General features: G+C 49.0%; 24 protein-coding genes. 19 read left to right on the top strand and 5 right to left on the bottom strand.

Features of this window, described 5'->3' with window-relative positions:
- Positions 1-63 precede the first annotated feature (63 nt).
- The 4 genes from J4760_RS04605 to J4760_RS04590 all read left to right on the top strand — a co-directional run bounded on the left by J4760_RS04605 (position 64) and on the right by J4760_RS04590 (position 4,912).
- A complete protein-coding gene (locus tag J4760_RS04605) occupies positions 64-1,758 on the top strand; it encodes a septation ring formation regulator EzrA (RefSeq protein WP_237604932.1) in 1,695 nt (564 codons plus the stop codon).
- A gap of 63 nt (positions 1,759-1,821) precedes the next feature.
- Positions 1,822-2,940 carry a cysteine desulfurase family protein gene (locus tag J4760_RS04600; protein ID WP_237605046.1) on the top strand — a complete coding sequence of 373 codons (1,119 nt, stop codon included), beginning with the start codon at positions 1,822-1,824 and terminating at the stop codon, positions 2,938-2,940.
- Positions 2,937-4,136, top strand: a complete 1,200-nt coding sequence (gene thiI / locus J4760_RS04595) for a tRNA uracil 4-sulfurtransferase ThiI (RefSeq protein WP_145286851.1) — start codon at positions 2,937-2,939, stop codon at positions 4,134-4,136. The genes J4760_RS04600 and thiI overlap by 4 nt, the downstream gene beginning before the upstream one ends.
- Before the next feature lie 2 nt (positions 4,137-4,138).
- Positions 4,139-4,912: a TSUP family transporter gene (locus tag J4760_RS04590; protein ID WP_237604931.1), complete on the top strand. Its 774-nt coding sequence runs from the start codon at positions 4,139-4,141 to the stop codon at positions 4,910-4,912.
- A gap of 15 nt (positions 4,913-4,927) precedes the next feature.
- Here J4760_RS04590 and J4760_RS04585 read toward each other — a convergent pair whose 3' ends face one another.
- Positions 4,928-5,728, bottom strand: coding sequence for an NAD kinase (locus tag J4760_RS04585; protein ID WP_255695264.1), 801 nt, complete (start codon positions 5,726-5,728; stop codon positions 4,928-4,930).
- Between the two features lie 83 nt (positions 5,729-5,811).
- Between J4760_RS04585 and sppA the strand changes: the two genes are divergently transcribed.
- The 6 genes from sppA (at position 5,812) to J4760_RS04555 (ending at position 11,129) form a co-directional block, all read left to right on the top strand.
- Positions 5,812-6,810, top strand: coding sequence for a signal peptide peptidase SppA (gene sppA, locus J4760_RS04580; protein WP_237604929.1), 999 nt, complete (start codon positions 5,812-5,814; stop codon positions 6,808-6,810).
- A gap of 11 nt (positions 6,811-6,821) precedes the next feature.
- Positions 6,822-7,364 carry an RDD family protein gene (locus tag J4760_RS04575; RefSeq protein WP_237604928.1) on the top strand — a complete coding sequence of 181 codons (543 nt, stop codon included), beginning with the start codon at positions 6,822-6,824 and terminating at the stop codon, positions 7,362-7,364.
- A gap of 23 nt (positions 7,365-7,387) precedes the next feature.
- On the top strand, positions 7,388-7,885 hold the full coding sequence (tpx, locus tag J4760_RS04570; RefSeq protein WP_237604927.1) for a thiol peroxidase: 498 nt from the start codon (positions 7,388-7,390) through the stop codon (positions 7,883-7,885).
- Positions 7,886-7,953: 68 nt separating this feature from the next.
- Positions 7,954-8,850 carry a class I SAM-dependent methyltransferase gene (locus J4760_RS04565; protein WP_237604926.1) on the top strand — a complete coding sequence of 299 codons (897 nt, stop codon included), beginning with the start codon at positions 7,954-7,956 and terminating at the stop codon, positions 8,848-8,850.
- 15 nt (positions 8,851-8,865) lie between these two features.
- Positions 8,866-10,056 (top strand): acetate kinase, encoded by a 1,191-nt coding sequence (locus J4760_RS04560; protein ID WP_145286830.1) that lies wholly within the window; start codon positions 8,866-8,868, stop codon positions 10,054-10,056.
- A 173-nt stretch (positions 10,057-10,229) separates the two neighbouring features.
- Complete coding sequence (locus J4760_RS04555) at positions 10,230-11,129, top strand: exonuclease domain-containing protein (RefSeq protein ID WP_237604925.1); 900 nt, start codon at positions 10,230-10,232, stop codon at positions 11,127-11,129.
- A gap of 42 nt (positions 11,130-11,171) precedes the next feature.
- Here J4760_RS04555 and J4760_RS04550 read toward each other — a convergent pair whose 3' ends face one another.
- Positions 11,172-11,669, bottom strand: coding sequence for a universal stress protein (locus J4760_RS04550; RefSeq protein ID WP_145286823.1), 498 nt, complete (start codon positions 11,667-11,669; stop codon positions 11,172-11,174).
- A gap of 155 nt (positions 11,670-11,824) precedes the next feature.
- Here J4760_RS04550 and ald point away from each other — a divergent pair, with 155 nt between their 5' ends.
- Positions 11,825-12,937, top strand: coding sequence for an alanine dehydrogenase (gene ald, locus J4760_RS04545; protein ID WP_237604924.1), 1,113 nt, complete (start codon positions 11,825-11,827; stop codon positions 12,935-12,937).
- Between the two features lie 50 nt (positions 12,938-12,987).
- Here ald and J4760_RS04540 read toward each other — a convergent pair whose 3' ends face one another.
- Together J4760_RS04540 and J4760_RS04535 are read right to left on the bottom strand one after the other, a co-directional pair.
- A complete protein-coding gene (locus J4760_RS04540) occupies positions 12,988-14,118 on the bottom strand; it encodes an alcohol dehydrogenase catalytic domain-containing protein (protein ID WP_237604923.1) in 1,131 nt (376 codons plus the stop codon).
- A gap of 68 nt (positions 14,119-14,186) precedes the next feature.
- Positions 14,187-14,765, bottom strand: a complete 579-nt coding sequence (locus tag J4760_RS04535) for a hypothetical protein (protein WP_237604922.1) — start codon at positions 14,763-14,765, stop codon at positions 14,187-14,189.
- Between the two features lie 98 nt (positions 14,766-14,863).
- Here J4760_RS04535 and J4760_RS04530 point away from each other — a divergent pair, with 98 nt between their 5' ends.
- Positions 14,864-15,565: a metal-dependent hydrolase gene (locus J4760_RS04530; RefSeq protein ID WP_145286811.1), complete on the top strand. Its 702-nt coding sequence runs from the start codon at positions 14,864-14,866 to the stop codon at positions 15,563-15,565.
- Between the two features lie 65 nt (positions 15,566-15,630).
- The gene (locus J4760_RS04525; protein ID WP_237604921.1) at positions 15,631-16,896 is read left to right on the top strand and encodes a DRTGG domain-containing protein; all 1,266 of its coding nucleotides are present in this window, start codon (positions 15,631-15,633) and stop codon (positions 16,894-16,896) included.
- Positions 16,897-16,916: 20 nt separating this feature from the next.
- On the opposite strand, the gene J4760_RS04520 is transcribed toward J4760_RS04525, so the two are convergent.
- Positions 16,917-17,264, bottom strand: a complete 348-nt coding sequence (locus J4760_RS04520) for a YtpI family protein (protein ID WP_237604920.1) — start codon at positions 17,262-17,264, stop codon at positions 16,917-16,919.
- 77 nt (positions 17,265-17,341) lie between these two features.
- Between J4760_RS04520 and J4760_RS04515 the strand changes: the two genes are divergently transcribed.
- From J4760_RS04515 to J4760_RS04490, 6 genes are all read left to right on the top strand, one after another.
- Positions 17,342-18,304: a DHH family phosphoesterase gene (locus tag J4760_RS04515; protein WP_237604919.1), complete on the top strand. Its 963-nt coding sequence runs from the start codon at positions 17,342-17,344 to the stop codon at positions 18,302-18,304.
- A gap of 15 nt (positions 18,305-18,319) precedes the next feature.
- Entirely contained in the window at positions 18,320-21,463 is a 3,144-nt protein-coding gene (locus J4760_RS04510) for a DNA polymerase III subunit alpha (protein ID WP_237604918.1), read from the top strand.
- Positions 21,464-21,534: 71 nt separating this feature from the next.
- Positions 21,535-22,758: an NADP-dependent malic enzyme gene (gene ystJ / locus J4760_RS04505; protein ID WP_145286797.1), complete on the top strand. Its 1,224-nt coding sequence runs from the start codon at positions 21,535-21,537 to the stop codon at positions 22,756-22,758.
- Between the two features lie 2 nt (positions 22,759-22,760).
- On the top strand, positions 22,761-23,195 hold the full coding sequence (locus J4760_RS04500) for a FadR/GntR family transcriptional regulator (protein ID WP_237604917.1): 435 nt from the start codon (positions 22,761-22,763) through the stop codon (positions 23,193-23,195).
- An 18-nt stretch (positions 23,196-23,213) separates the two neighbouring features.
- Positions 23,214-24,065: an acetyl-CoA carboxylase, carboxyltransferase subunit beta gene (gene accD / locus J4760_RS04495; protein WP_145286794.1), complete on the top strand. Its 852-nt coding sequence runs from the start codon at positions 23,214-23,216 to the stop codon at positions 24,063-24,065.
- Between the two features lie 2 nt (positions 24,066-24,067).
- Entirely contained in the window at positions 24,068-25,021 is a 954-nt protein-coding gene (locus J4760_RS04490; RefSeq protein ID WP_237604916.1) for an acetyl-CoA carboxylase carboxyltransferase subunit alpha, read from the top strand.
- Positions 25,022-25,081 lie beyond the last annotated feature (60 nt).

Genomic DNA, 25,081 nt, shown 5'->3' with positions numbered 1-25,081 from the left:
TTATATGTTTTTTCTTTCAATTTTTTAAGCTATAATCTAATTATATACTTAGGAGGTAGCTGTATGTGGGTCTATGTTTTAATCGTTGTCATACTTGCCATCGTCATCGCGATCGGCATGCTATTATATATACGCAATATCAGAAAAGATGACATAAAGACACAATCTATAAAACTCGAGGGAATGCGGAGTCTGCCATTTCAGGATGAGCTTGTGAAGGTCAAGAACTACAACCTTCACGGTGAGGCACAATCACTGTACAAGACTTGGCAGTCCGACTGGCAGGGCGTATTGAAGCATTCCCTGACAGAGGCCCAAAATGACCTGGACCAGGCTGCTGCTGATGTAGAGAAATTTCGTTTCAAGGACAGCCGTGAGAAGACTGAAAGTGCAAATGCCAAACTTGAAGGCGTCGAAAGCAAGTACAAGGAGCTTTCCGGCGAGATCCATCAGCTGATTTCCTCGAATGAGGAAGGTGAAAGAAAGTACAATGAAGCTGAGCGGCTCTATCGTGAAGCGAAACGCGATGTGCTTGCGAATGGACATCAGTTCGGCGAGGCGCAGCCACCTCTTGAGAAGTTGATCGAAACATATGAACCTGAACTTAAGGCCTATGAGAAGCAGGTCAATCAGGGCAACTATGTGACAGCGAACAAAGAGATAGACGAAGTGCATGAGGAGCTGTCCATACTGAAGGAGAACATGGACGAGATTCCGCTCCTGATCAAGGAAGTCCAGAAGGATCTGCCCCAGCAGTTCCAGGAAGTGCGCTTCGGCTGCCGTGATCTGAAGGCGGAGGGCTATGACCTTGAACATGTCAAGGTGGAGGGCAAGCTGTCCACACTGAAGGGCAAGCTGAATCTTGTCGAGCCTTTGATTACACGACTTGAGCTGGACGAAGCATGCGATATTCTTGAAGACATCAATAACCAGCTGGATGACATGCTCGAACTGATCGAACATGAAGTGAGAGCGAAGACTAAAGTGGACCACGAGAAGGATATCATTACAGATGATCTGTTCCTGGCGAAAGATATGAACTACACGCTGCGTACGGAGATCGACTATGTAAAAGAGCAGTACCATATAAACGAGACGGATATCCACAGAGTTCAGAAGTTCGAACACGAAATCGAGAACATGATAGACGTCTATGATGAAGTCATCACCGAAACAAGCAAGACGACGGCACGCTACAGCGAAGTGCTGGATAATCTGGAATACATCAAGGATAACATCGGTTCGATAAATGACGAGCAGCAGCAGATCCAGCAGTATCTGGTCAATCTGCGCGAAGATGAAGCGGAGGCACGTGAGAACTCCATTCTCATCCAGGACCGCAAAGAGGAAATCTACAGGGAGCTGCTCGGATCCAATCTTTCCAGTGTACCGGAGAAGTTCCTCGTCATGAAGAATGAACTGGACATCGATATCAAGGAGATCAACAAGTATTTCCAGAGACGGCCTCTGAATGTCCAGTACATCAAAGATAAGGTAAACCGCACAGTCGTCCTGATGAATAAATATGAGCAGGAAGCCTATGAAATCCTGCAGGAAGCCAGACTGACAGAAGTGATGATCCAGTATGGCAACCGCTATAGAAGAGATGATCCGGACTTCAATCAGATGCTGACCGAAGCAGAAAGGCTCTTCAGGGAGAACCGCTACAAGCGCGCGCTGCAGATTGCCGAAAAGGCGCTTGAAAAAGTGGAACCGGGTGCAGCATCACGCATTGAGAAAGAATTCGATAAGCAATAGAACAGGTGGCTTGGGATATTCATCCCGAGTCCCTTTTACGTGAGGAGAGATATTTTGATATACATGGACAATGCAGCAACAACACGTCCATACAGTGAAGTGATGAAGACTTTCATGAACGTCAATGAAGCCTACTACTTCAATACCGCAAGCATCCACCAGTCGGGGCGGAAAGCGTCGCAGCTCCTTGAGGCTTCAAGAAAACAGATTGTGGAGCTGCTCGGGGTTCCGGATTACCGCTGTATTTTTACTTCCGGCGCGACGGAGGCCAATAATCTGGTGATCCAGAGTGTGCTTGGGCGGAAGCGCATATACGGTCGGACAGTACTTGTCAGTGAACTCGAACATCCGAGCGTCCTTGGCGTACTGGAGGCGATGAAAAATGATGGTTTTAAGATCAAGTACATCAGAACACTGCCTGACGGCACAGTGGATATTGAACATATCAGGAGGCTGCTGGATGATGATGTCATATTCATCACCGTCATGGCAGTCAACAACATCACCGGCAGTATCCAGCCCATTGCTGAAATCACAGAATTGCTCAAAGACTATCCGAAAGCACATTTCCATACCGACGCAACACAGGCCATCGGCAAGATCGATATTGACTATACCGGGGTGGATTCATTAAGCTTCAGCAGCCATAAGTTTCATGGCCTGAAAGGGACCGGTGCACTGGTTGCGAAGCAGCCGAGGACACTATCGCCGATCCTCCATGGCGGGGGCCATGAAAATAACATCAGAAGCGGAACCGTCAATCTGCCGGGTGCAGTGGCGATGGCACGTGCACTGCGTATTGCGACTGAGCAGCGGGATGCTGCCGCTGGCAGGATTGCCGGATTCAACCATAAAGTCAGAATGGCGCTCCGAGACATGCGCGCCATTCATCTACAGCCTTCCGGCGTCCCCCATATACTGAATGTGTCATTCATAGGTGCAAAAGGTGAAGTCGTTGTGAATGCACTCGGCAATCGCGGCATCATGGTATCGACAACAAGCGCATGTGCCTCGAAACTGAAGAAACTGAATGAAACGCTGCTCGCCATGGACAATGAACGGGCTGTCATAGAAGGCAGCATAAGAATATCTTTCAGCGGTCTGACCAAGGAAGAAGAAGTAGATGAACTGATCACTGCCCTTCGAGCGGTGCATGAGGAAATAGGAGAGGTTTTAAAATGATATACGATCATATTCTGGTAAGATATGGAGAAATTACGCTCAAGACCAAAAATAGAAAAATGTTCATACGCGCATTAAGAGAGAACATGAAGCGTGCCCTGTCGGACTTCAATGTCCAGATCCATACGCAATGGGACCGTGCCTACGTCACCTTGCAGGATGAAGACCATACAGCCGTCATGGCTGCGCTCGAAAATATCAACGGCATATTGAGCGTTTCGCCGATAGCAAAGATTGAGCGGACTGAAGCTGCGATGAAGGAGACAGCTGTTCATTTTGCGGATACTTTCGGTACGGAGGATACGTTCAAGATCGAGGTGAGAAGGACGGATAAGACCTACCACCTTAATACATCCGATATCCAGCGGATGCTTGGTGGCTACGTACTGGAAAATGTCCCGCATCTCGGCGTTGATGTCAAAAAACCGGACCACCAGATCATGGTCGAAGTGCGGGCAGAGGCAATATATATGTATCATGAAGTCATCCAATGCATCGGCGGACTGCCGATCGGCACAGGCGGCAAAGCGCTGCTGATGATTTCAGGCGGCATCGATTCACCTGTGGCAGGGCTTGAAGTCATGAAGAAGGGCGTGGAGCTCGAGGCCGTCCATTTCCACTCGCCGCCATACACCAGTCCCCAGGCGACGGAGAAGGTCAAGCAGCTCGTCGATATATTGTCGCGCCGTACAGGCACCGACATCAAGCTGCACATCGTACCATTCACTGAACTGCAGACGACGGTCCATGACTGGATACCGGACAACATGTCCATGACGACGACCCGCCGCCTCATGCTGATCATCGCGGAGCGTCTTGCCGAAAAAATCAATGCGAAAGCCATCGTCAATGGTGAGAATCTCGGCCAGGTTGCGTCCCAGACATTGACGAGCATGCATGCCATCAATGCCGTGACGAACTTTCCGGTGCTGCGTCCGCTACTGACGCTCGAAAAGAATGAGATTGTCGAGATGGCAAAAAAATTCGGTACGTATGAAACATCAGTTCTACCGTATGAGGACTGCTGCACCATATTCAAGCCGAAAGCGCCGAAAACAAGACCGGAAGTCGGAAAGGTCGAGAAGTTCGAATCCAAAGTGGATTTCGAACCGATGATCGAAAAGGCACTTGCCAATATCGAATGCTATTCTGCTCTCGAAGCGGAAAAAAATGAAGCATTTGATTCGCTGCTGTAATCATGCCGGAAATAGAACTTTCCACACTTCTGCTGGTCATCGCATTCGGCTTTCTCGCAGCATTCATCGATTCCGTCGTCGGGGGCGGGGGACTGGTATCCATTCCTGCACTGCTTGCCACAGGCATGTCACCTGCGACTGCACTCGGTACGAACAAGCTTGCTTCATCTTTCGGTTCCCTGACCAGCTCCTTGAAATTTCTGCGTGCCCGGCACGTGGACTTCCGACTGGTCATGAAGCTGTTCCCGCTCAGCTTTCTGCTGTCGGTCGGCGGTGCGCTGCTGGCAGTGCAGATGCCCGGTGAGCTGCTGAAACCTCTTGTACTGGTCATGCTGATATTCGTACTCGTCTATACGCTCGTGAACAAGGACTGGGGTGGAATGGAGAAGAAGATGGTGTTCACATCCAGAAAGGTTGCCATTCTCATTCTTTTCGTTCTGATCATCGGTTTCTATGATGGGTTCATGGGCGGGGGAACAGGGTCATTCCTGATGTTCCTCATGCTGTTTACAGGCTTCGACTTCCTGAGATCCGCCGGCAATGCCAAAGTACTGAATTTTGCGAGCAACATCGGTGGTCTGCTCCTTTTCATCATCATGGGGGAAGTGAGCTATACGTATGGCTTCGTCATGGCGGGAAGCATGATTCTCGGTTCATATACAGGTGCCCATATGGCCATCTCAAAAGGGGTCGGCTATGTAAAGGCGCTGTTCATCATTGTGACGACGATACTCATCATAAAAAATCTATACGACTTTTTCCTGTCGGGCGTATAAAAAACTTCCTCTGTATCAGAGGAAGTTTCTTTGTGCTTTATGCCAGAATGTATTATTTCTGAGTTTCAATGTCTTGATGAGCTTATCACTCATGCCGAGCTCCACTTTTTCGGTGTTCCGCATGCTCAATGCTTCGTTATCGAGAGACATGACCGGATAGTAGTCGACATTCTTGTCGATGAGCAGCGTCAGTGGGCGTTCCTTGCTGAGCAGGAAGCTTGTGCCGAGTGTACGATGGGTATTGTTGTTGACGCTTGCCATCTCCGTCACCTGGATGGCATGGACGAGCGGATCGACGACTGCGCCTCCAAGTGATTTATTATAGCCGGTGGAACCTGTCGGAGTGGACACCAGTATGCCATCGCCATTGAACTGCTCGAAGAGGAAGTCGCTGATATAGACATCCATCTTTATTGTTCTGACGATGCTTGAGCGCAATGTGAATTCGTTCAGGCAGTAGCTCGGTTCATTGTCGTTCACCCTTACTTCCAGTGCCGGGTAGTTTCTGACATCGATGTCATCCTTCTGGAATGCTTCTTCAAGGCTCTGCAGATCCTGGTAGTGGAAGTCGACGTAGAAGTATTTGCCGCTGTCGACGGCAATGCCAAGGTAGACACAGTCGTCCCTGAAATTACTACGTCTGACCGCCTGTAGAAAAGCGCCGTCTCCACCGATCGAAGCGATGATATCCGCTTCCTGGTCCGAGTCGACCGTACTGATGCCAAGCCTTTGGAAAAGCTTTGAAAGGTCTTCACATATGGTCTCTGTCTCTTCTCCATGTGGTGCAAAGAAGTAGATGGTTTTATAGTTGATCAATCCGTTCACTCCTATTCCCTGTAGATGATAAGTCTATGGTATCATAAAAACGATATACAATATAAGCAGAAAGGGATGTTGATGTGAAGAGAATCATTGCAGTTGTCGTTGCATTATCGCTGCTTGTCTTCGGCGTTGTCGCTTCGATCTTCAATACGATGTGGGCAAGTGATTGGGAAGACCTTTTCAACGAATATGCCAATGCGGAGTTTCCGCCTTCCTTTGTTGTCGAAGCTGGAGATGCAGACAGCAGAATTGCCATGCTCAATGTGGAAGGAACGATTGTCGATTCCGGTGAAACCGGTGTGTTTGCCCAGCAGGGATACAACCACAGATTGACAGTTGAGGCGCTGAAGGAAATCATTTCCGACGACAGTATAAAAGGCATACTACTGAACGTGGATTCTCCAGGTGGTGGAGTCTATGAGAGTGCAGAGATACATAAATATCTCATGGAAGCCAAGGAGGCAGGCAAGACCATCTACAGCTCCATGGGCGGCATGGCGGCTTCCGGTGGATATTATGTATCAGCACCTGCCGACCAGATTTTCGCTTCTGAAGAAACGTTGACCGGTTCAATCGGTGTCATCATGCAGAGTATCAACTACAGCCAGCTTGCAGAAGATTATGGTGTCGAATTCGAAACCTATGCAAGTGGCGACATGAAGGAGATGCTGAGCGGCCATAGGGATCCGACAGAAGAGGAGACACAGTATGTCCAGAACATGGTCGACAGCATGTATCAGGATTTTGTCACTGTTGTATCAGAAGGCAGAGGCATGGATGAAGCGGCAGTCAGAGAGCTCGCGGACGGGCGGATCTTCCTTGGAGGCGACGCAGTCGACAATGGACTCGTCGACCAGCTCGGCTACGTCGAGGATGCGCTGGCTGGTCTGAAGGAGAATATCGGTGGTAATCCGGAAGTCATCGAATACGGATATGACGGTACCAATCGTATATCCTTCAACTATAAGGCGAAAAGTTTCATCAGTGGTCTTTTTGGTGACACCGAAATTGCACAGATCGAATCATTGCTCAGAAACAGACAGGGTGTCGAGCCCATGTATCTGTATGAGCAGTAGGAGGGAACTGTATGGAACATAATGAAAGATACAGGCCGGAAACGAATGATTCCCTGTCCGACAAGCTCGATTATATGGCCACTGCCCACTTCTTTACAAGAGCAGTCAGCTATATCATCGATATCATCATCCTATGGTCGATTTCCCAGATTCTGGTCTATCCCATACTGAATGTACTGGGCATACGGGAAGCATATCTGTGGATACCGTTCTTCAGTGCTGATAGTATTATGGTGGCAGTCATATACTTTACGTATTTCGTTCTGATGACGCACTTCTTCCAGGCAACACTCGGGAAGATGATTACAGGCATCAGTGTCATATCGCAGAATGGCGGCAGGCTGACGTTCGTGCAGGTGATCTACCGTGAACTGGTCGGACGCTTCATCTGCAATAGACTTTTCTATCTACCATATCTGATGATCATCTTTACGGAGAACCGTATCGGGCTCCATGACTTTTTCGCAGACACCCATGTGGTCAAGAATAATTATCAAAGTTACAAAAACATGATTAAATCCCGCTATATGAGGGAAACGTATGATGGACAGTAATTATATCAGGAGGATGATTTCAAATGGCCGATGTAACTTTTAAGGGAAATCCAATGACTCTAAGAGGCGAGGAACTGAAGGTCGGAGACCAGGCACCGGATTTCACCGTGCTGGATACAAGTCTTGAGCCAGTCAGCCTCAGTAATTATGATGGAAAGAAAAAATTGATCAGTGTCATACCATCCATTGATACGGGTGTATGCAGTACGCAGACAAAAACATTCAACGAAAAGGCAGTGGATGTTGATGATACGGTAGTCCTGACAATATCCAATGACCTGCCATTCGCGCAGAAAAGATGGTCTGCAGACGAAGGATTGCAGAACGCAATCACTTTGAGTGACCACAAGGATCTTTCTTTCGGTGAAAACTATGGCGTTGTAATGGAAGAGCTGAGACTGCTTGCACGCAGTGTCTTCATCCTTGATGAAAACAACAAGGTGACATATGTTGAATATGTGCCGGAAGGTACGGACCATCCGAATTATGACAAAGCAATTGAAGCATTGCAATCAATGTAATATAATGTACAAGGATTCTGGACTGCCATCCGTTGGCAGTCCATATTTTATGGCAATGAGGAGATTTTATGGAACAGACGAATATGGAAAGAACATATCAGAAACTTATACAGGAAACAGACCAGCTGCTGGGGGAGAATCCAGGTGTTTCAAGGCTTGAAGCACTTGGAGAAGCACTGCTCTATGTTGAGGGCGAAGGGTCTTTTGCCGAACGCAGAAAAGCATTCCAGTTCGCCTACCTCTATCAGGTGCAAAAGGAACAGGTCCAGCCGAACCACCAGCTGACTCCGGATACAATCGGATATATGGTGGCCCATCTCGTCCAGCTGTTCGGCGGCAAGTCTGCAGCGATTCTTGATGCAGGCAGCGGTACGGGCCACCTGGCGATGACAGTAAGAGAACAGGCGGAAAATGCACAGCTTACAGGTATTGAAGTGGATCCTGTACTGGCGCGTCTCAATGCGAACCTATGCGAGTTCCTCGAAGTGCCGATGGACATCTATCCCCAGGACATCATCGAACCGGCGCGTCTGAACCAGGTGGATGCTGCAATCGGCGATCTTCCGGTCGGCTACTATCCGATTGAAGTTGATGGGTTCACGACAGCCTTCAAAAAAGGGAAGAGCTACGCGCACCTGCTGATGCTCGAGAGCGCCATGACCTATGTCAAAGATGATGGGATTGGTGTTTTTGTAGTCCCTTCCAATATGCTTGAGAAGGATAATGAAACCATTAAGCAGTATCTGTCTGAAAGTGCGACACTTCTGATGTTCCTGAACTTGCCGAAAAGCATTTTCAAGACAGAGAACCAGCGGAAATCCATCATAGTAGTGAAGCAGAACTTCTCACCACTCAAGAATAATGAAGTACTGATCGGGGATGTACCCGATTTCAAGAATACAACTCAATTCAAACACTTCTTGGAACAGACAGAATCATGGTATGATAGTTACGCCAACAATTAATTTCGGGAGGAAATCATGTCTAAGATCATAGCTATAAATGCGGGTAGCTCATCCTTTAAATTCCAGCTTTTTGAGATGCCCGAAGAAAAAGAGATCGCAAAAGGTCTTGTAGAGCGTATTGGAATGGATAACGGTATTTTTTCCATTACCATCGATGGAGAGAAGCACAAGATGGAACAGGACTTCAAAGACCACGAAGAAGCGGTCAACATCATGCTTAAGGAGCTTGTGGATTTCAATGTCATCAAGGACATCAATGAAATCGATGCAAGTGGCCATAGGGTTGTACACGGCGGTGAAATCTTCGACGATTCCGCTCTGATTGATGAAGAGACGATCCGTCACATCCAGGAACTCAGCGAACTGGCACCCCTTCACAATCCGGCCAACCTGATGGGCATCAATGCATTCCGTGAACTGCTGCCAAACGTGCCCCACGTGGCAGTTTTCGATACTTCATTCCACCAGACGATGCCTGAGAGTTCATATCTCTACAGTCTGCCGTACAACTACTATGAAGATTACGGCATCAGAAAATACGGATTCCATGGTACAAGCCATAAATACGTTACAGAACGTGCCAGCGAGATGATGGGCAGACCACTCGAGGAACTGAGAATCATCAGTTGCCACCTTGGTAACGGCGCAAGCATCGCGGCAGTCAAGGGCGGCAAATCCGTCGATACTTCCATGGGCTTTACACCCCTTGCAGGTGTCACCATGGGTACACGCTCAGGCAACATCGACCCGGCACTCATTCCATATATCATGGAAAAGACCGGCAAGTCGGCAGTTGAAGTACTGAACGTACTGAACAAGGAATCCGGACTCCTCGGTGTCAGCGGATTTTCAAGCGACCTTCGCGACATAGAGAGCGAAGCACAAAAAGGCAACGAAAGAGCCATCCTTGCACTTGAAGTATTCGGCGAAAGAATCCACAAGTACATGGGCTCCTATGCCACACGCATGGGCGGACTCGACGCCATCATCTTCACAGCAGGCGTTGGTGAGAACTCAGATATCGTCCGTGAAAAAGTTGTTCAGGGACTCGAGTTCATGGGCGTCTACTTCGATCCGACAATGAACAATGTACGCGGTGAAGAGAAGTTCATCAACCACCCTTACTCTCCAGTCAAGATCATCATCATTCCTACAGATGAGGAAGTCATGATCGCAAGAGACGTCATGAGAGTTGCAGGGCTGTAATTTAATTGATCATCAAAATAAGACCAACCATCCTTTATCAGATTGATAGAGGATGGTTTTCTTTAAGTTCAGGAACAAACAGGCTTTCGTGAAGGATATTAGCAACTTGCAGATGGAGAAGTTATAATATATGTAACTCTATTCAATTCTAAAAGACAAAGGTGAATTTTATTATGGATTATATAGCGGTAGACCTTGAAACGGCCAATGGGAATCGCAGTTCGATCTGCTCGATTGGTCTGGTCAAGTTCAAAGATGGTGAAATCATAGACGAGTACTACTCCCTGGTCGATCCGGAGGTGGAGTATTTTGCCCGCATGAATATCAGCATTCACGGCATAACGGAGGATGATGTTGCGGGAGAACGGACTTTCCCTGAAGTGATGAAAGAAGTGGAGGCGTTCATAGGGGACTATCCGCTTGTGGCGCACTTCTCACAGTTTGACATGTATGCCCTGGAGGATGCCTACAATCGATATGAAATGGAGATCCCACCGTTCCAGTATTTCTGTTCCTTCAGGCTGTCGAAGCAGCTTTATAAGATGGCTTCGTATAGGCTGCCGGCGATGTGTGCCTATTTCGGCATCGACAATTCGAATCACCACAATGCGCTGGCGGATGCGAGGATGAGCGGGCTGATTGCGCATCATATATTTGAACAGCATGATATGGATCTTGAGGCATTTAATAGGAAGCACAACTATGATACAGGCACGCTCGGCGGCAGGGGGTTCCGCAAGAAGGGGAGCAGGCGTTCAAGCGTAAAAGCGTCTGAAGTCAAAGTGGATGAATCGAAGTTCCAGCCGGATCATGAACTGTACGGCAAGAATATATGCTTCACCGGCACACTGTCACAGATGAAACGTGCAGATGCAGCGCAGGCTGTGACGGATATCGGTGGGGTCTTTGAAAAGAATATATCGAGAAATACAGATTATCTTGTTGTCGGTGGTAAGGGAGATCAGCAGACTGCGAGGAAAAGCAGCAAGGTAAAGCAGGCACTCGAGATGATATCAGGTGGTCGCAGCATAAGGATTATGAGCGAAGCGGAATTCATCAGCATTCTATACTAAAGTAAAAAGTCTCCGAAGTTAATTCGGAGACTTTTTTGATGGCTATTTATTTTCATTCAAGAACTCTTCTGTTGCCACAACAGGTTCGAAGTCTTCCGGAAGTGTTTCAGTTCTTACGACCAGTACGTCACAAGGTGCGTGACGGACGATGGACTCTGAAACGGATCCGATGATGAAGCGTTCCACTGCATTCAGACCTGTTGCACCACAGGCGATGAGATCGGCGCCTGTTTTCTTGACGGCTTTCTTCGGAATGATGGACTTAGGTGAACCGTAGTCGATGATCTTATCGACTTTCTGGACGCCGCGGTCGCGGGCAAGCTCTTCATAACCATCGAGCAGTTTCTGTGCAAAATCGTTGGCACGCTGTGAAATTGTGCGGTCATATGCTTCTACTGACGCGAAGGAACGTGTGTCGATGACGTTGATGATGGAGAGCTTGGAATCATTACGCTTTGCAATATCTATTGCTTTGTGGAATGCCCATTCAGCTTCTCTGGATCCATCGACGGCGATAAGGATGTTATCATACTTGAGCATTTGAATACCCCCTCCATTGATGTAGCGCTTTCAATAATAGTATACCACATTTTAGGATGCTTATAACTTTTATACAAAGACTGAATGACTATTTTGTGAACTCTATGATATAATTGTGGCGTTCATAGATTCATCAATGGAAGGGGTTTCAGAAAATGATTATAGGGGTACCGAAGGAAATTAAAAACAACGAAAGCCGAGTCGGGCTGACACCAGGTGGGGTGCATGCTTTCGTTGAAGCGGGACACACCGTACTGGTGGAAAAGGGGGCCGGTGCAGGCTCTTATTTTGAGGATGTAGACTACACGGGTGCAGGTGCGGAGATTGTGGATACTGCCGACGAAGTGTGGGATGTGGAGATGGTGGTGAAGGTCAAGGAACCGCTGCCGGAGGAGTTCGGGTATTTCAAGGAGAATATGATTCTGTTTACATATCTGCATCTGGCACCTGAAAAGGAGCTGACACAGGCACTTCTTGAAAAGAAGGTCACTTCGATTGCCTACGAAACGATCCAGCTGCCGGACGGCTCACTGCCGCTGCTTTCACCAATGAGTGAAGTGGCTGGACGCATGGCGGCGCAGGTCGGTGCGGAGTATCTGCAGAAGATCAAAGGCGGCAAAGGGATCCTGCTCAGTGGTGTACCTGGCGTATCACGCGGTAAGGTGACCATCATCGGCGGAGGCATCGCGGGGACGAATGCAGCCAAGATGGCTGTTGGACTAGGCGCGGATGTAACAGTTCTCGATCTCAATCCGAAACGTTTGAGGGAACTTGATGATCTCTTTGGCACGAGTGTGCAGACGCTCATGTCATCTCCACTGAACATTGCACAGGCGGTCAAGGGTAGTGACCTTGTCATCGGTGCTGTTCTCATTCCAGGCGCGCGTGCGCCGCGTCTCGTCACCGAAGATATGATCCGTACGATGAATGCCGGATCGGTCATTGTGGATATCGCCATCGACCAGGGGGGCATCTTCGAGACGACGGATAAGGTGACGACACACGATGATCCGATCTACTTCAAGCATGATGTCGTCCACTATGCTGTAGCGAACATGCCAGGTGCCGTGCCGCGTACGTCGACGATTGCACTGACGAATGCGACGATGGCATATGGTCTTCAGATTGCCAATAAAGGCTATGTAGAAGCAGCGAAGCAGAATGCCTCACTGCTTGGCGGATTCAATACAATCCAGGGGCATGTGACATACAAGGCTGTGGCTGAGGCCCAGGGTCTTGAATATCGGGAAATCAGCGAATTTCTATAGGATAAAGAAAATCTCCGAAGCAGGTCAAACTGCTCCGGAGATTTTTATTGCTATGGCTTCATGACGACTTTGATGCATTCATCTTCATGGTCATGGAAAATCTGGTACATCTTTTCGGCTTTCTTCAGCGGGACATTGTGGGTGATGATGTCGGTCGGGTCGATATCTCCATTTTCGACCATTCTGTAGAGTTCAGGCATAAAGTGGATGACAGGTGCCTGACCGGTTTTTACAATAACGTTTCTTGAGAATATTTGTGGTAATGGGAATCCATTGGCAGGCGCACCGTACACCCCGGTCAGCTGGATTGTACCGAACTTTTTGACTGAATCTGCAGCTGTGATAATCGGATCGATGGTGCCTGCCTGGCCGCCGAGTGTCTTGATACGATCCTTGACAGTGATTTCACCGTCCATGCCGACACAGTCGATGACGACTTCAGCACCGCCTTTTGTCAATTCATGGAGGTGTTTGCCGATATCATCATAGGATTTATAATTGAATGTCTCAACATTGTTGGTGCGTCTTGCGTGCTCGAGCCTCACTTCGTTCTGGTCGACGGCAATGACGCGGGATGCACCTTTCATCCATGCAAACTTCTGTGTCATGAGACCGATCGGGCCGGAACCGAGTACAATGACAGTATCGCCTTTTTTGACACCACTGTGAATAACGCTCCAGTATGCTGTCGGCATGACGTCTGAAAGGAACAGCAAGCTTTCATCTTCCAGTTCGCTCTCTTTCGGTACGACAAAAGATGTAAAGTCGGCGTAAGGGACTCTCAAATATTCAGCCTGTCCACCAGGGTAATTGCCGAATGCTTCGGAGTAGCCGAAATAGGCGCCGGTGTCTGCGTGCGGATTCGATACATCACATTGGCTTTCCATTTCATTCTGGCAGAAGTGGCATTCTCCACAGCTGACGTTGAAAGGAATGACGACACGGTCACCTTTTTTGATCTTCTTGACGCCGGGACCCACTTCTTCGACAATGCCCATCGGTTCATGCCCGATGATGTAGTCGTTTGAAATCGGCATGCTTTTTCTGTAAAGGTGCAGATCGGATCCGCATATGGCAGTGGTAGTCACACGTATGATCATGTCAGTGCCTTCCTGGAGTTCGGGCGCTTTCATCTTCTTGACTTTGACTTTCTGTTTGCCTTGTACAGTAACAGCTTGCATTCATTGACACATCCTTTAATTGAGTATTGCATACACTATTCCCTGGAAGTGTAAACGTAAACATGTGGCTAGTCCGAGATACAGACCACATCAAAAGGAATGCTGGCGAGCAATGCCATCTTCTGCTGTTCATCCGAGACGACCGGTATGATGGCAATCCGCTTCTTGGCATGGATCTTCAGCTTGGCCAGAGGCTGCAGCAGTCTGTAGTCGTCCGGGTCCTGTCCACGGAGGTCGTACATGACACCGGAGACATCATGAGAAACGAGTTCATCCAGCAGCCGGCTCTGCAGGAAGACGGGTACTCTGCTGAAGCTTGGTCCGGCAATGAAATGGCGGTTCCCGATAATCTTCGACAGCTCGCTGACGAATGGCAGGTTGATATGATGATGGCCATCCTCGAAAATCTGATCCGTAATGAAGCCATCGGCACCATCGAGCATACGTATGGTTTCTATGATGATATTGCTGAGCAGAAATGGATCTGGTTCTTCCCAGTGGTTTACGGCAACGAACTGCTCACTTTCCGGGTGCAGTGCCTGCTTCATGGCAGGCAGGGCAAGATTGGGTGTGCTGAAATCTTTCCGGGCCAGTATTTCCGATGGGTGGTTATGTGACAGCGCATGGCTGCGATGGATTGTTTTCATGTATTTCACCTCGTCAAAATTGTATCATAATAATGAATGAACCAGGCCTGTCTGGGTAAAGAAGTAATATGCAATACTAATTCGAAAGGAAGGATTTCATGAAACTGAGCTATCACGGCCATTCAATCATCCAGCTTGAAAATAATGATTCAAAAGTCATTGTGGACCCTTTCATCAATGGCAACGAACTGACGGATCTGAGTACCGGAGATGTTGAGGTCGACTATATTCTTCTGACGCACGGCCATAATGACCACGTCGGAGATACAGTTGAAATTGCGAAGAAGAATAATGCGACAGTAGTGGCACCGGTGGAACTCGCAGACTATCTGGACGGCAAGGGTGTCGAAGCCGTCGGGATGAACATCGGCGGCAGCAAGACTTTTGAATTCGGTTCTGTCAAATTCGTCCATGCATTCCACAGTTCGAGCTTCACTGAGGAAGATGGCAGCATCCAGTATACGGGCATGCCGACAGGCATCATCATCGAAGCGGATAACAGGAAGATCTATCATGCAGGTGATACAGGCATATTCGGGGACATGAAGCTGATATCGGAACTCAATGGACCATTTGATGTCGCCTTCGTGCCGATCGGTGACCACTTCACCATGGGCATCGATGACGCAGTACATGCGACGGATGAACTGATAAAGCCTAAAGTTGTGGTACCCGTACACTACAATACTTTCCCACCGATCAAGCAGGATGGTGACACGTTCAAAGACAAGCTGTCGACAGCCTGCCAGGTGCTGAAACCAGGTGAAACGGTGGATTTTGAACAGCATATGGGAATATAATGGTATCAAGGGGAACACCCGGGAGTGGTGTTCCTTATTTTTATATATGATTGCCGGGTGATTGAATGTCGAAGCATGATGAAATATTGGAATATATATACAGCCTGCCTGAGGGGGCGAAGATTTCGGTCCGGCAGATATCGGCGCATCTTGAGGTATCCGATGGTACAAGCTACCGGGCCATCAAGGATGCAGAGAAGGAAGGGCTGGTCAAGACAATCGAGCGGGTCGGCACCATCAGGGTCGCCCCGAAAGAGGAGTACATAGCAGGCAACCTAAGTTTTGAACAGGTGAACAGGGTGATCGAAGGCAAGGTTCTGGCCGGTACCGGTGGGCTTGATCGGGAAATCAGCAAGTTCATCATCGGGGCGATGCGTACGGATGCGCTTGAAAGCTATCTTGAGGAAGGGGCGCTCCTGATTGTAGGAAACCGTGAGGATGCCCAGTGGCGGGCGCTCGAAAACCTTTCAGGCATCCTCATCACCGGTGGTTTCGGGGCTGATGCTGAAATACTGAAGCAGGCAGAGGCACTTTCACTGCCGGTCATATCGACTGCAGCAGATACTTTTTCCGTGGCTTCCCTCATCCAGAGGGAACTCTACAGCGGACTCATGATGACGAACGTCATCACGGCGAGTGATCTGGTCATAAGGCAGGATGAGTATGTATATGACATGATCGAAGGCCGGGATAAAAAGTACTTTCCTGCCGACAGGATGACAGTGCTGACAGAAGCGGGCAAGTTCAGGGGGATCATCAAGTCATCGGAGCTGTCGAAGCTCGCCGAGAAGGACTGGCACATATTCGTATCCGACATCGTCGCCAGTACTTCAAGTACATTGCAGAGTCTGAGGCAGCTGATGAGCTGGCATCAGCTGAACATTCTGCCGGTCACGGACGAGGAGCGTACTCTGGTCGGCATCGTGCACAGGCGGGATGTCTTCCGTCAGCGCGAGCCGAGGAAGCTTGGTGGCGGACTGACGGCGGAGAACCTGATCGACAGGGAAATCAGAATCGATGACAACCGGATCCATATCAAAGTGATGCCTTTCATGACGGATGAGTATGGCAGTATCGCACAGTCGGAATTCATGCGGCTGATCGAGCGCCTTGCCGAGGTGGTGCTCGGCAACCATGGCATATACAGCTATCATATCGATACACTCAATGTCATGAATATCAAACTGGTCCAGCTGTACCAGGAACTTGTCATCGAAGGCGATATTCTCGATCTCGGAGACCAGTTTCTAAGACTCGAGGTCGAAGCGCGGTCAGATGACGGCATCTATATGAAAGCGACACTGCTTATCCAGTACTATAAAGAAAAATAGACAAGTGAATGATCACTTGTCTATTTTTTGGCTTTACGATTGAAATCTGCCCATGCTTCATCTTCAATAGGTATGTTACCTTTGAAATATTTCCTAGCAGCGTTGAAATGCCATATATTATAGGCGCCGAAAATAACGAACAGTGCACCGATAATATAGGATACGGCTGTAGGAAACTGAATGATCGTATTCAAGCCGAAGGACAGGATCAGCACACCAAGCCAGATTCTTGATATGCTGTTATAATATGCCTTTCTTACATCACGGTCGTTTCTGATCATCCTGATCTTATAGACGATGAACATGAAAAGGCTGAGAAACAGCAGGGTGACAAGAAAGGATACAGCAATCTGATATGACATTTCCATCGGATACAACTCCATTCCTTAATGTAGTATAATTTATTATATTAGCCAAGTAAATCCAAACAGAAGGAGATTTTCAATTGTTCACAGAATATATGAATCACTATCCATCTCTTAGAGACAACTATAAGAAACTGCTCAACATGATCAACGATTATGATGAAGTCATCATATTGAGGCACGTAAGGCCGGACCCGGACGCCATCGGATCGCAGCTTGGCCTGAAGGAAATTCTGAAGTCCATTTTTCCGAACAAGAAGGTGACGGCACTCGGAGAGAGTGAGGCCTCCCTTGAATTCCTTGGACAGATGGATACGGCGACATCCGTCGAAAAGCCGCTTCTCATCGTCGTCGATACTGCTGGAGCAGGCCGGATCGATGGCGACATCTCCCTCGGTGACAAGATCGTCAAGATCGACCACCACCCGAACCATGAACCATACGGTGACCTGAATATTGTCGAAACAGGCGTATCCTCCACTTCGGAGCTGATATACCTGCTGGCTGATGCATGGGGCTTCGACAACGACTATATCAATGATGTTTCAGCAAGGCTGCTGTATTCAGGCATTGTGGGCGACACGGGCAGGTTCCTGTTCAACAATACAAGCACGCTGACGCTCAAGGTGGCATCGGAATTGAGAAAGTTCGACTTCGATGCTGCGAAGGATATGATGGATATGAACAGGCAGTCGATCGAACAGTTCAGATTCAAAGGCTACCTGATCAACAATTTCAAAATGACCGATAAAGGTGTGCTGTATGTATGGGTGCCGGCTTCAGTACTTTCCGAATACGGACTTACGAGCAATGAGGCGAGCATGCATGTCAACATCTACAGGGAAATTGATGAGGCCGGAATATGGTTCATGGCGGTGGAGGAGGAGACGGATATCCGTGTCAGGCTGCGCTCCAAGGAGACGGTCATCAATGACGTCGCAGAATCATTCGGTGGCGGTGGCCATCCGCTGGCCAGCGGCGTCAGCATTGCATCGCAGGATGAGCTGCAACTGCTGGTTGAAGCATTGGACCGTAAACTTTAAAGGGGGACACGCCCTATGATCAATTTGAATGTTCACAGCTGCTACGAATTCCTAAACAGCAACATCAGAATCGACCCGCTGCTGAAGAAGATTTCCGGAGACGGGCAGACTGCTGTTGCACTGACCGATTCGAACCGCCTGCACGGCATTTATCATTTTGTCAGCAGGGCGGAGCATTTCGGCGTCAAGCCGCTGGTCGGCATGGAGATCCGGGTCGATGACCAGCTGGATGGCATACCGCTTGTGCTGATAGCGAAAAATACGGCAGGCTACCTGGAACTGGTGCGTCTGTCGGCAATGCTCTCCTATAAGGACCTTGAATATACCCCGGAGAGCTATCTGGAGAGGAACATCCATGATTGTGTGGTGATCGCCAAAACGGATTCAGGTGCCGGGCTGCTCGAATCGATCCCCGTCGACGGTGCAGACCGCTATATTGCGCATTCTGTGGCGGATGACCGCTATCAGCGTGTATACATGAAGCAGGCGAACTACGTGGAAGCGGAGGACCTCTCTGCCAAAATAGTGCTCAATGCCATTCGTGACAATGAAAGAATGGCGCCTGGAGATCTCGGTTCCTGCAGAGGCGATGACTTCATCCGGACGGAGAGTGATCTGGATGGAGCGGAAAAGCAGTTTCTGGCCGGCAATATGGAACTGGTGGAAAAGTGCAATGTCACACTGCCGAAGGCCAGGCAGACACTACCGCATTTTCCGCATGAGGATAACAGCGATTCCAAAACATTCCTGTGGCAGATGCTGATGGCGCAGCTCGAAGCCAGAACCGATGGCAGCGGCAGGTACATGGAACGGATGAAGTATGAGTATGACATCATCGTGGAGATGGGCTACGAAGACTACTTTCTGATCGTTCAGGATGCCGTCAATCATGCCAAGGAATCCGGCATCTATGTTGGACCGGGCCGGGGGTCGTCCAGTGCGAGCCTGGTGTCTTTCCTGCTGAACATCACCGAAATCGATCCGCTGAAATATGATCTGCTGTTCGAACGCTTCTTGAATCCGGAGCGTGTGACGATGCCGGATATCGATATAGATTTCGAGGATACGAGACGCGATGAAGTGGTGGCATATCTGATCGACAAGTACGGGGAGATGAATGTTGCCCATATTGTGACATACGGTACACTGAGTGCCAAAATGGCAGCCCGCGATGTCGGCAGGGTGCTCGGATTCAGTGATGATGAACTGAAGATGATATCAAATATCATCCCGGATGCACCGGGTACAACGCTTGAGCGGGCCTTTGACAGGAAGGAGTTTCATGCACTCATGGAGGCGGATGGGAAATATGGCATATACGCGACTCTGTGCCGGAAAATAGAGGGGCTGCCGCGGCATACTTCGACGCACGCCGCCGGTGTCCTGTTGAGTGCAGAACGACTGACCAGCAGTGTGCCTGTCATTTTCACTGAAGGCTATACCCTCAGCCAGTGGCCGATGAAGGAAGTGGAAGGCTCCGGACTGCTCAAGATCGATATTCTCGGCCTCAGGAACCTTTCTTTGCTCAAATACATGGTCAATCAGATCAGGCGGACGGATGCTGGCTTCAGTCTGGACAGTATTCCGGATGACAACAAGGAAGTCTACAGGCTGCTCGGCCGCGGCATGACACTCGGCATCTTCCAGCTTGAATCCGACGGTATCCGCAAAGTCATACGCGATATGAAACCGGAGCAGTTTCTCGACATAGTGGCCGTCAACGCACTCTACCGGCCGGGCCCGATGAAGGAGATTCCGAACTATATCGAAGGCAAAAGAAACCCTTCCTCCGTGAAGTACCCCCATGCCGATATAAAAGACATACTTAAGGAAACATACGGCGTCATCGTCTATCAGGAGCAGATCATGCAGATTGCAGCAAAAATTGCCGGATATACTTACGCTGAAGCGGATATATTGAGACGTGCGATGAGCAAGAAGGACCGGGAGACACTCGAGAAGGAGCGCGGCCGCTTTGAAAAGGGTGCGGCGGAAAAAGGCTACAGCAGCAACGTCGGACATCACATTTTCAACCTGATACTCGAATTTGCCGACTACGGCTTCCCGAAAAGCCATGCGGTCGCCTACAGCAGAATCTCCTACATGCTCGCCTATATCAAGGCGGTATATCCTGAAATCTTCTATGCCGTCATACTTTTTCACCACTTCGGCAATGATGCGAAAATTAAGCAGGTCATCGGTGAGATGAAGCAGAGGCGCATATCGATGCACCCACCGGACATCAACCGTTCGAGGTGGAGCAATCATCCATCCGATGGTGTCCAGCTCGGATTTTCGATGATCCGGGGCATGACCCGCCGCATGGGCGAAGCCATACTTGAAGCACGCAGGGAAGGCCCGTTCACGGACCTCTATGATCTGAAGACGCGTGTCAGCCAGGTTCCACTGAACCGGAAGGTGCTGACACAGCTCATACTTTCCGGTGCGCTCGATGGTTTTCAGGAGAACAGGAAGACCATGCTCCAGACACTCCCTATGCTGGATGATCTGAATGCCGAGGAGTACGCCCATGATTCATTCCTCAGCACGCTCGGTTTCAGCATTAAAAAAGAATACAGCTACACTGAAGAGATGGATGAGATTGAAAAGGTGGAAGGGGAAAAGGAAGTCTTCGGCTTCTACCTGTCCGACCATCCGGTCGTTTCAGTACAGAAATCACTGCAGTATATTCCTTTTTCGCTGCTTCATCAGAAGCAGCAGGGCACCTATCTCGTATTCTTTGAAAATATAAAGGTGATCCGTACGAAAAAGGGGCAGAACATGGCATTCGTCAGAATCGCCGATGGCCATCAGGAGATGGAAGGCGTCATATTTCCGAAAGTCTACTTCAATGTCCACCATAAGCTGTCCCGGACGATTGCGGCAGTATCCGGCAGGATGGAGACACGCAAGTCGGAACCCCAGCTGATCATCGAGGATGTGCAGGATCTCGCAGCATTCAAAAGCAACCACATCCATTCAACGAAGCGGATTGTCATACGCAATTCGGACAGCTATGAACTGGATGGAATCGATGCAGCAAAAGGAATTCCGGTATTTGATTTTGACAACCAGCAAAAGCTTGGTAATATTGAAACATCCAATATTGACAGATTACTGCAAAGTGTCGACCTGTCGGATATACGTCTGCTCAGTTGAAACTGTTGTCACCAAATTCGGATAATGTTAATATTATTAGTGGTACGACCACTCAAGAAAGGAAGATCATAGTGTCCCTAAGAGATGATGCATTAGAACTTCATAAAGAAAAACAAGGTAAACTTTCCGTAAACTCCAAAGTGGAGATAAAAGACAAGGAGGCGCTGAGCCTCGCCTATTCACCAGGTGTTGCAGAGCCATGCAAGGAGATATATGAAGATGAGCGTACGGTCTTCGACTATACGATCAAAAGCAATACTGTCGGTGTCATCACAGACGGTTCTGCAGTGCTCGGCCTTGGCAATATCGGTGCAATGGCAAGCCTGCCGGTAATGGAGGGCAAAAGCGCCCTGTTCAAAAACTTCGCAGGTGTCGATTCATTCCCGCTTGCACTGGATACGAACGATGTCGATGAGATTGTCAGGACAGTCAAGCTGCTGACGCCTGTCTTCGGCGGCATCAACCTGGAGGATATCTCTGCACCAAGATGCTTTGAAATCGAGGAGCGCCTTGGCCGTGAGACGGATATACCGGTCTTCCATGATGACCAGCATGGTACTGCCATCGTTACACTGAGTGGTCTGATGAATGCGTTGAAACTGACCGGAAAATCTCTGAATCAGATCAAGGTCGTTCTGAATGGGGCAGGCGCTGCGGGTGTGGCAATCGTCAAACTGCTGCACAGCTTCGGCGTCAAGGAAATGATCATGTGCGATTCAAGAGGCGCCATATATGAAGGCAGACCGAATGGCATGAATGATGTCAAAGATGAAGTCAGCCGTTTCACCAACCATGCCCATAAGCAGGGTGAACTCAAGGATGTCATCGAAGAAGCGGATGTATTCATCGGTGTATCAGTTGCAGGTGCACTGACAGAGGAGATGGTCAAAACCATGGCCGAAGACCCGATCATATTCGCGATGGCGAATCCAAATCCGGAAATCATGCCTGAAGATGCCAAGGCAGCAGGGGCACTCGTCATCGGTACCGGACGCAGCGACTTCCCGAACCAGATCAACAATGTACTTGCATTCCCCGGCATTTTCAGAGGGGCGCTTGATGTCAGGGCGACGCACATCAACGATGAAATGAAAAAGGCGGCTGTACTGGCCATTGCAGACCTCATCGAGGAAGACGAACTGACAAGCGACTATGTCATTCCGGACCCTTTCAACAAGGAAGTCGCCCCGCGCGTCGCCAGAGCAGTGGCAGAAGCTGCCATGCAGACCGGCGTCAACCGTATCAAGGTGGATCCGGAAGCAGTCTATCAGAAAGCGCGCAGTCTGACGCTCTGATAATGGATGATATGACAGAAAGAAAAGGTCTGGAAAACATTGTTGAAGAAATTCACAATCTGATTGAATCAGAGAATATCCAGGTCGGTGACAAGCTGCCGAGTGAAAGATATCTCAAGGAAAAACTGAATGTCAGCAGACAGAGTGTCAGGGAAGCATTGAGAGCACTTGAACTGCTTGGCATCATCTATGTACGTCGTGGAGAGGGCACTTTTTTAGCTGACGTCGACAGTCACCAGCTTTTCCAACTTATCGGAAAATATCTCATCAGAACAGAAAGACAGCAGAAGGAAATAATTGAAATAAAACAGATGATAGAGGCCTATGTGAAGTCCAAGCATGATGACGACAGCATGGATGTCGAAGCCGATGACAATCAGATCATGAAGAAGATCTACGTTCTGCTCGATAAATACTCACAGGCCTTCAAATCGTAAAGAAACAGGGAGTTTATTATGCTAAAAGACTTGTTCTCCAAGCTGAATAAGAAAGTTAATGAAACAGACCGTAAAGACGGCACATTTGAAAACAGTGAAGCAATCATGACGAAGTGCCCGAGCTGCAAGAAGATACTGTATTCCAAAGAACTATATAAACGGCTGAATGTCTGCACAAACTGTGAACACCATCTGCCGATCACCGCACCGGACCGGATGGAAGCACTGATGGATGAAGGCACCCTCAAGCCGATTCTTGAAGAGATTACATCCGCCAACCCTCTGAATTTCCCGAACTATGAGTCGAAGCTCATCAAAGACAGGGAGAAGACGGGTTTGAATGAGGCGGTAGTATGCGCTGAAGGCGAGATAGTGGGCAATAAGGCAGTGGTTGCCATCATGGATGCCCGCTTCAGAATGGGCAGCATGGGTTCTGCTGTAGGCGAAAAACTCGCCAGAGCGTTCGAATATGCGACAAAACGCCGTCTGCCTGTCATCGTCTTTACAGCAAGCGGCGGTGCACGCATGCAGGAAGGCATCATCTCACTGATGCAGATGGCAAAGGTGAGCGTGGCCATAGAACGCCATAGTCAGGCCGGCCTGCTCTATATTGCCTATATGACAAATCCGACCACTGGTGGCGTTTCCGCAAGTTTCGCCTCTGTCGGCGACATCAATCTCGCTGAAAAAGGCGCGATGATCGGCTTTGCCGGCAGACGGGTCATTGAAGAGACCATCAAGGAAAAGCTGCCGGAAGACTTCCAGACAGCCGAGTTTCTATTGAAGCACGGGCAGCTGGATGAGGTCGTCAACCGCAGGGATATGAAAAACTATCTCGGAAGAATACTGAAATTGCATAGTGAGGTGTGACCATGGCGTTTGATTTTGAAAAGCCGATATTCGAACTGGAAGAAAAGATCGGAGAACTTGAGAAGTATGCTGCAAAGAACAAGCTGGATCTGACGAAGGAAATCAGCTTTCTGGAGAAAAAAGTCGAAGATAAGAAAACAGAAGTCTATACCAATCTGACACCATGGCAGCGTGTCGAGATCGCAAGATATGTAAAACGGCCGACGACGTTGGAATATATTGAGGCAATGTTCGATGATTTCATCGAATTCTTCGGCGACCGCGCCTATAGTGACGATGCTGCGATCGTAGGCGGAATCGCCTCCTACCATGGCACAGCCGTGACCGTCATCGGACACCAGCGCGGACGTGACACGAAGGGCAACATCCATAGAAACTTCGGCATGGCCCATCCGGACGGCTACCGCAAGGCACTGCGTCTGATGAAGCAGGCCGACAAGTTCAATCGTCCGGTCATCTGCTTCATCGATACCAAGGGTGCGTATCCCGGCAAGGCGGCGGAGGAGCGGGGGCAGAGTGAATCCATCGCCCGCAACCTTGTTGAGATGGCGGGCCTCAAAGTACCTGTCATCAGCATCGTCATCGGAGAAGGGGGGTCCGGCGGTGCATTGGCGCTTGGCGTATGCAATCGTCTGCTGATGCTCGAGAATGCCACATATTCCGTCATTTCGCCTGAAGGTGCAGCAAGCATCCTGTTCAAGGACGCTTCCCTCAAGGAGATAGCAGCGGAATCCCTCAAGATCACTGCAGCGGACCTCAAGGAATTCGGCATTGCCGACGAGGTGGTCGAAGAGCCGCAGGGCGGTGCGCATAACGACCGCGAAGCGGTGTTTGGTGCACTTGACCGGACCGTCCAAAAGCATCTGGATGAACTTTCCGGAATGGATGGACAGCGTCTGATGGACGACCGCTATGATAAATATATGAATATTGGAGTCTTTACCGAACAGTCCTGATAGCGGCTGTTCTTTTTTAGGAGTAAAAGCGGTTTCAGCCATTCAAATGATGGATAAGGA

The sequence above is a fragment of the Salinicoccus sp. ID82-1 genome (genome assembly GCF_021991715.1).
Taxonomy (GTDB): Bacteria; Bacillota; Bacilli; order Staphylococcales; family Salinicoccaceae; genus Salinicoccus; species Salinicoccus cyprini.
Note: the sequence above shows the minus strand (reverse complement) of the source record. Positions and strands in the feature narration are given on the sequence as shown.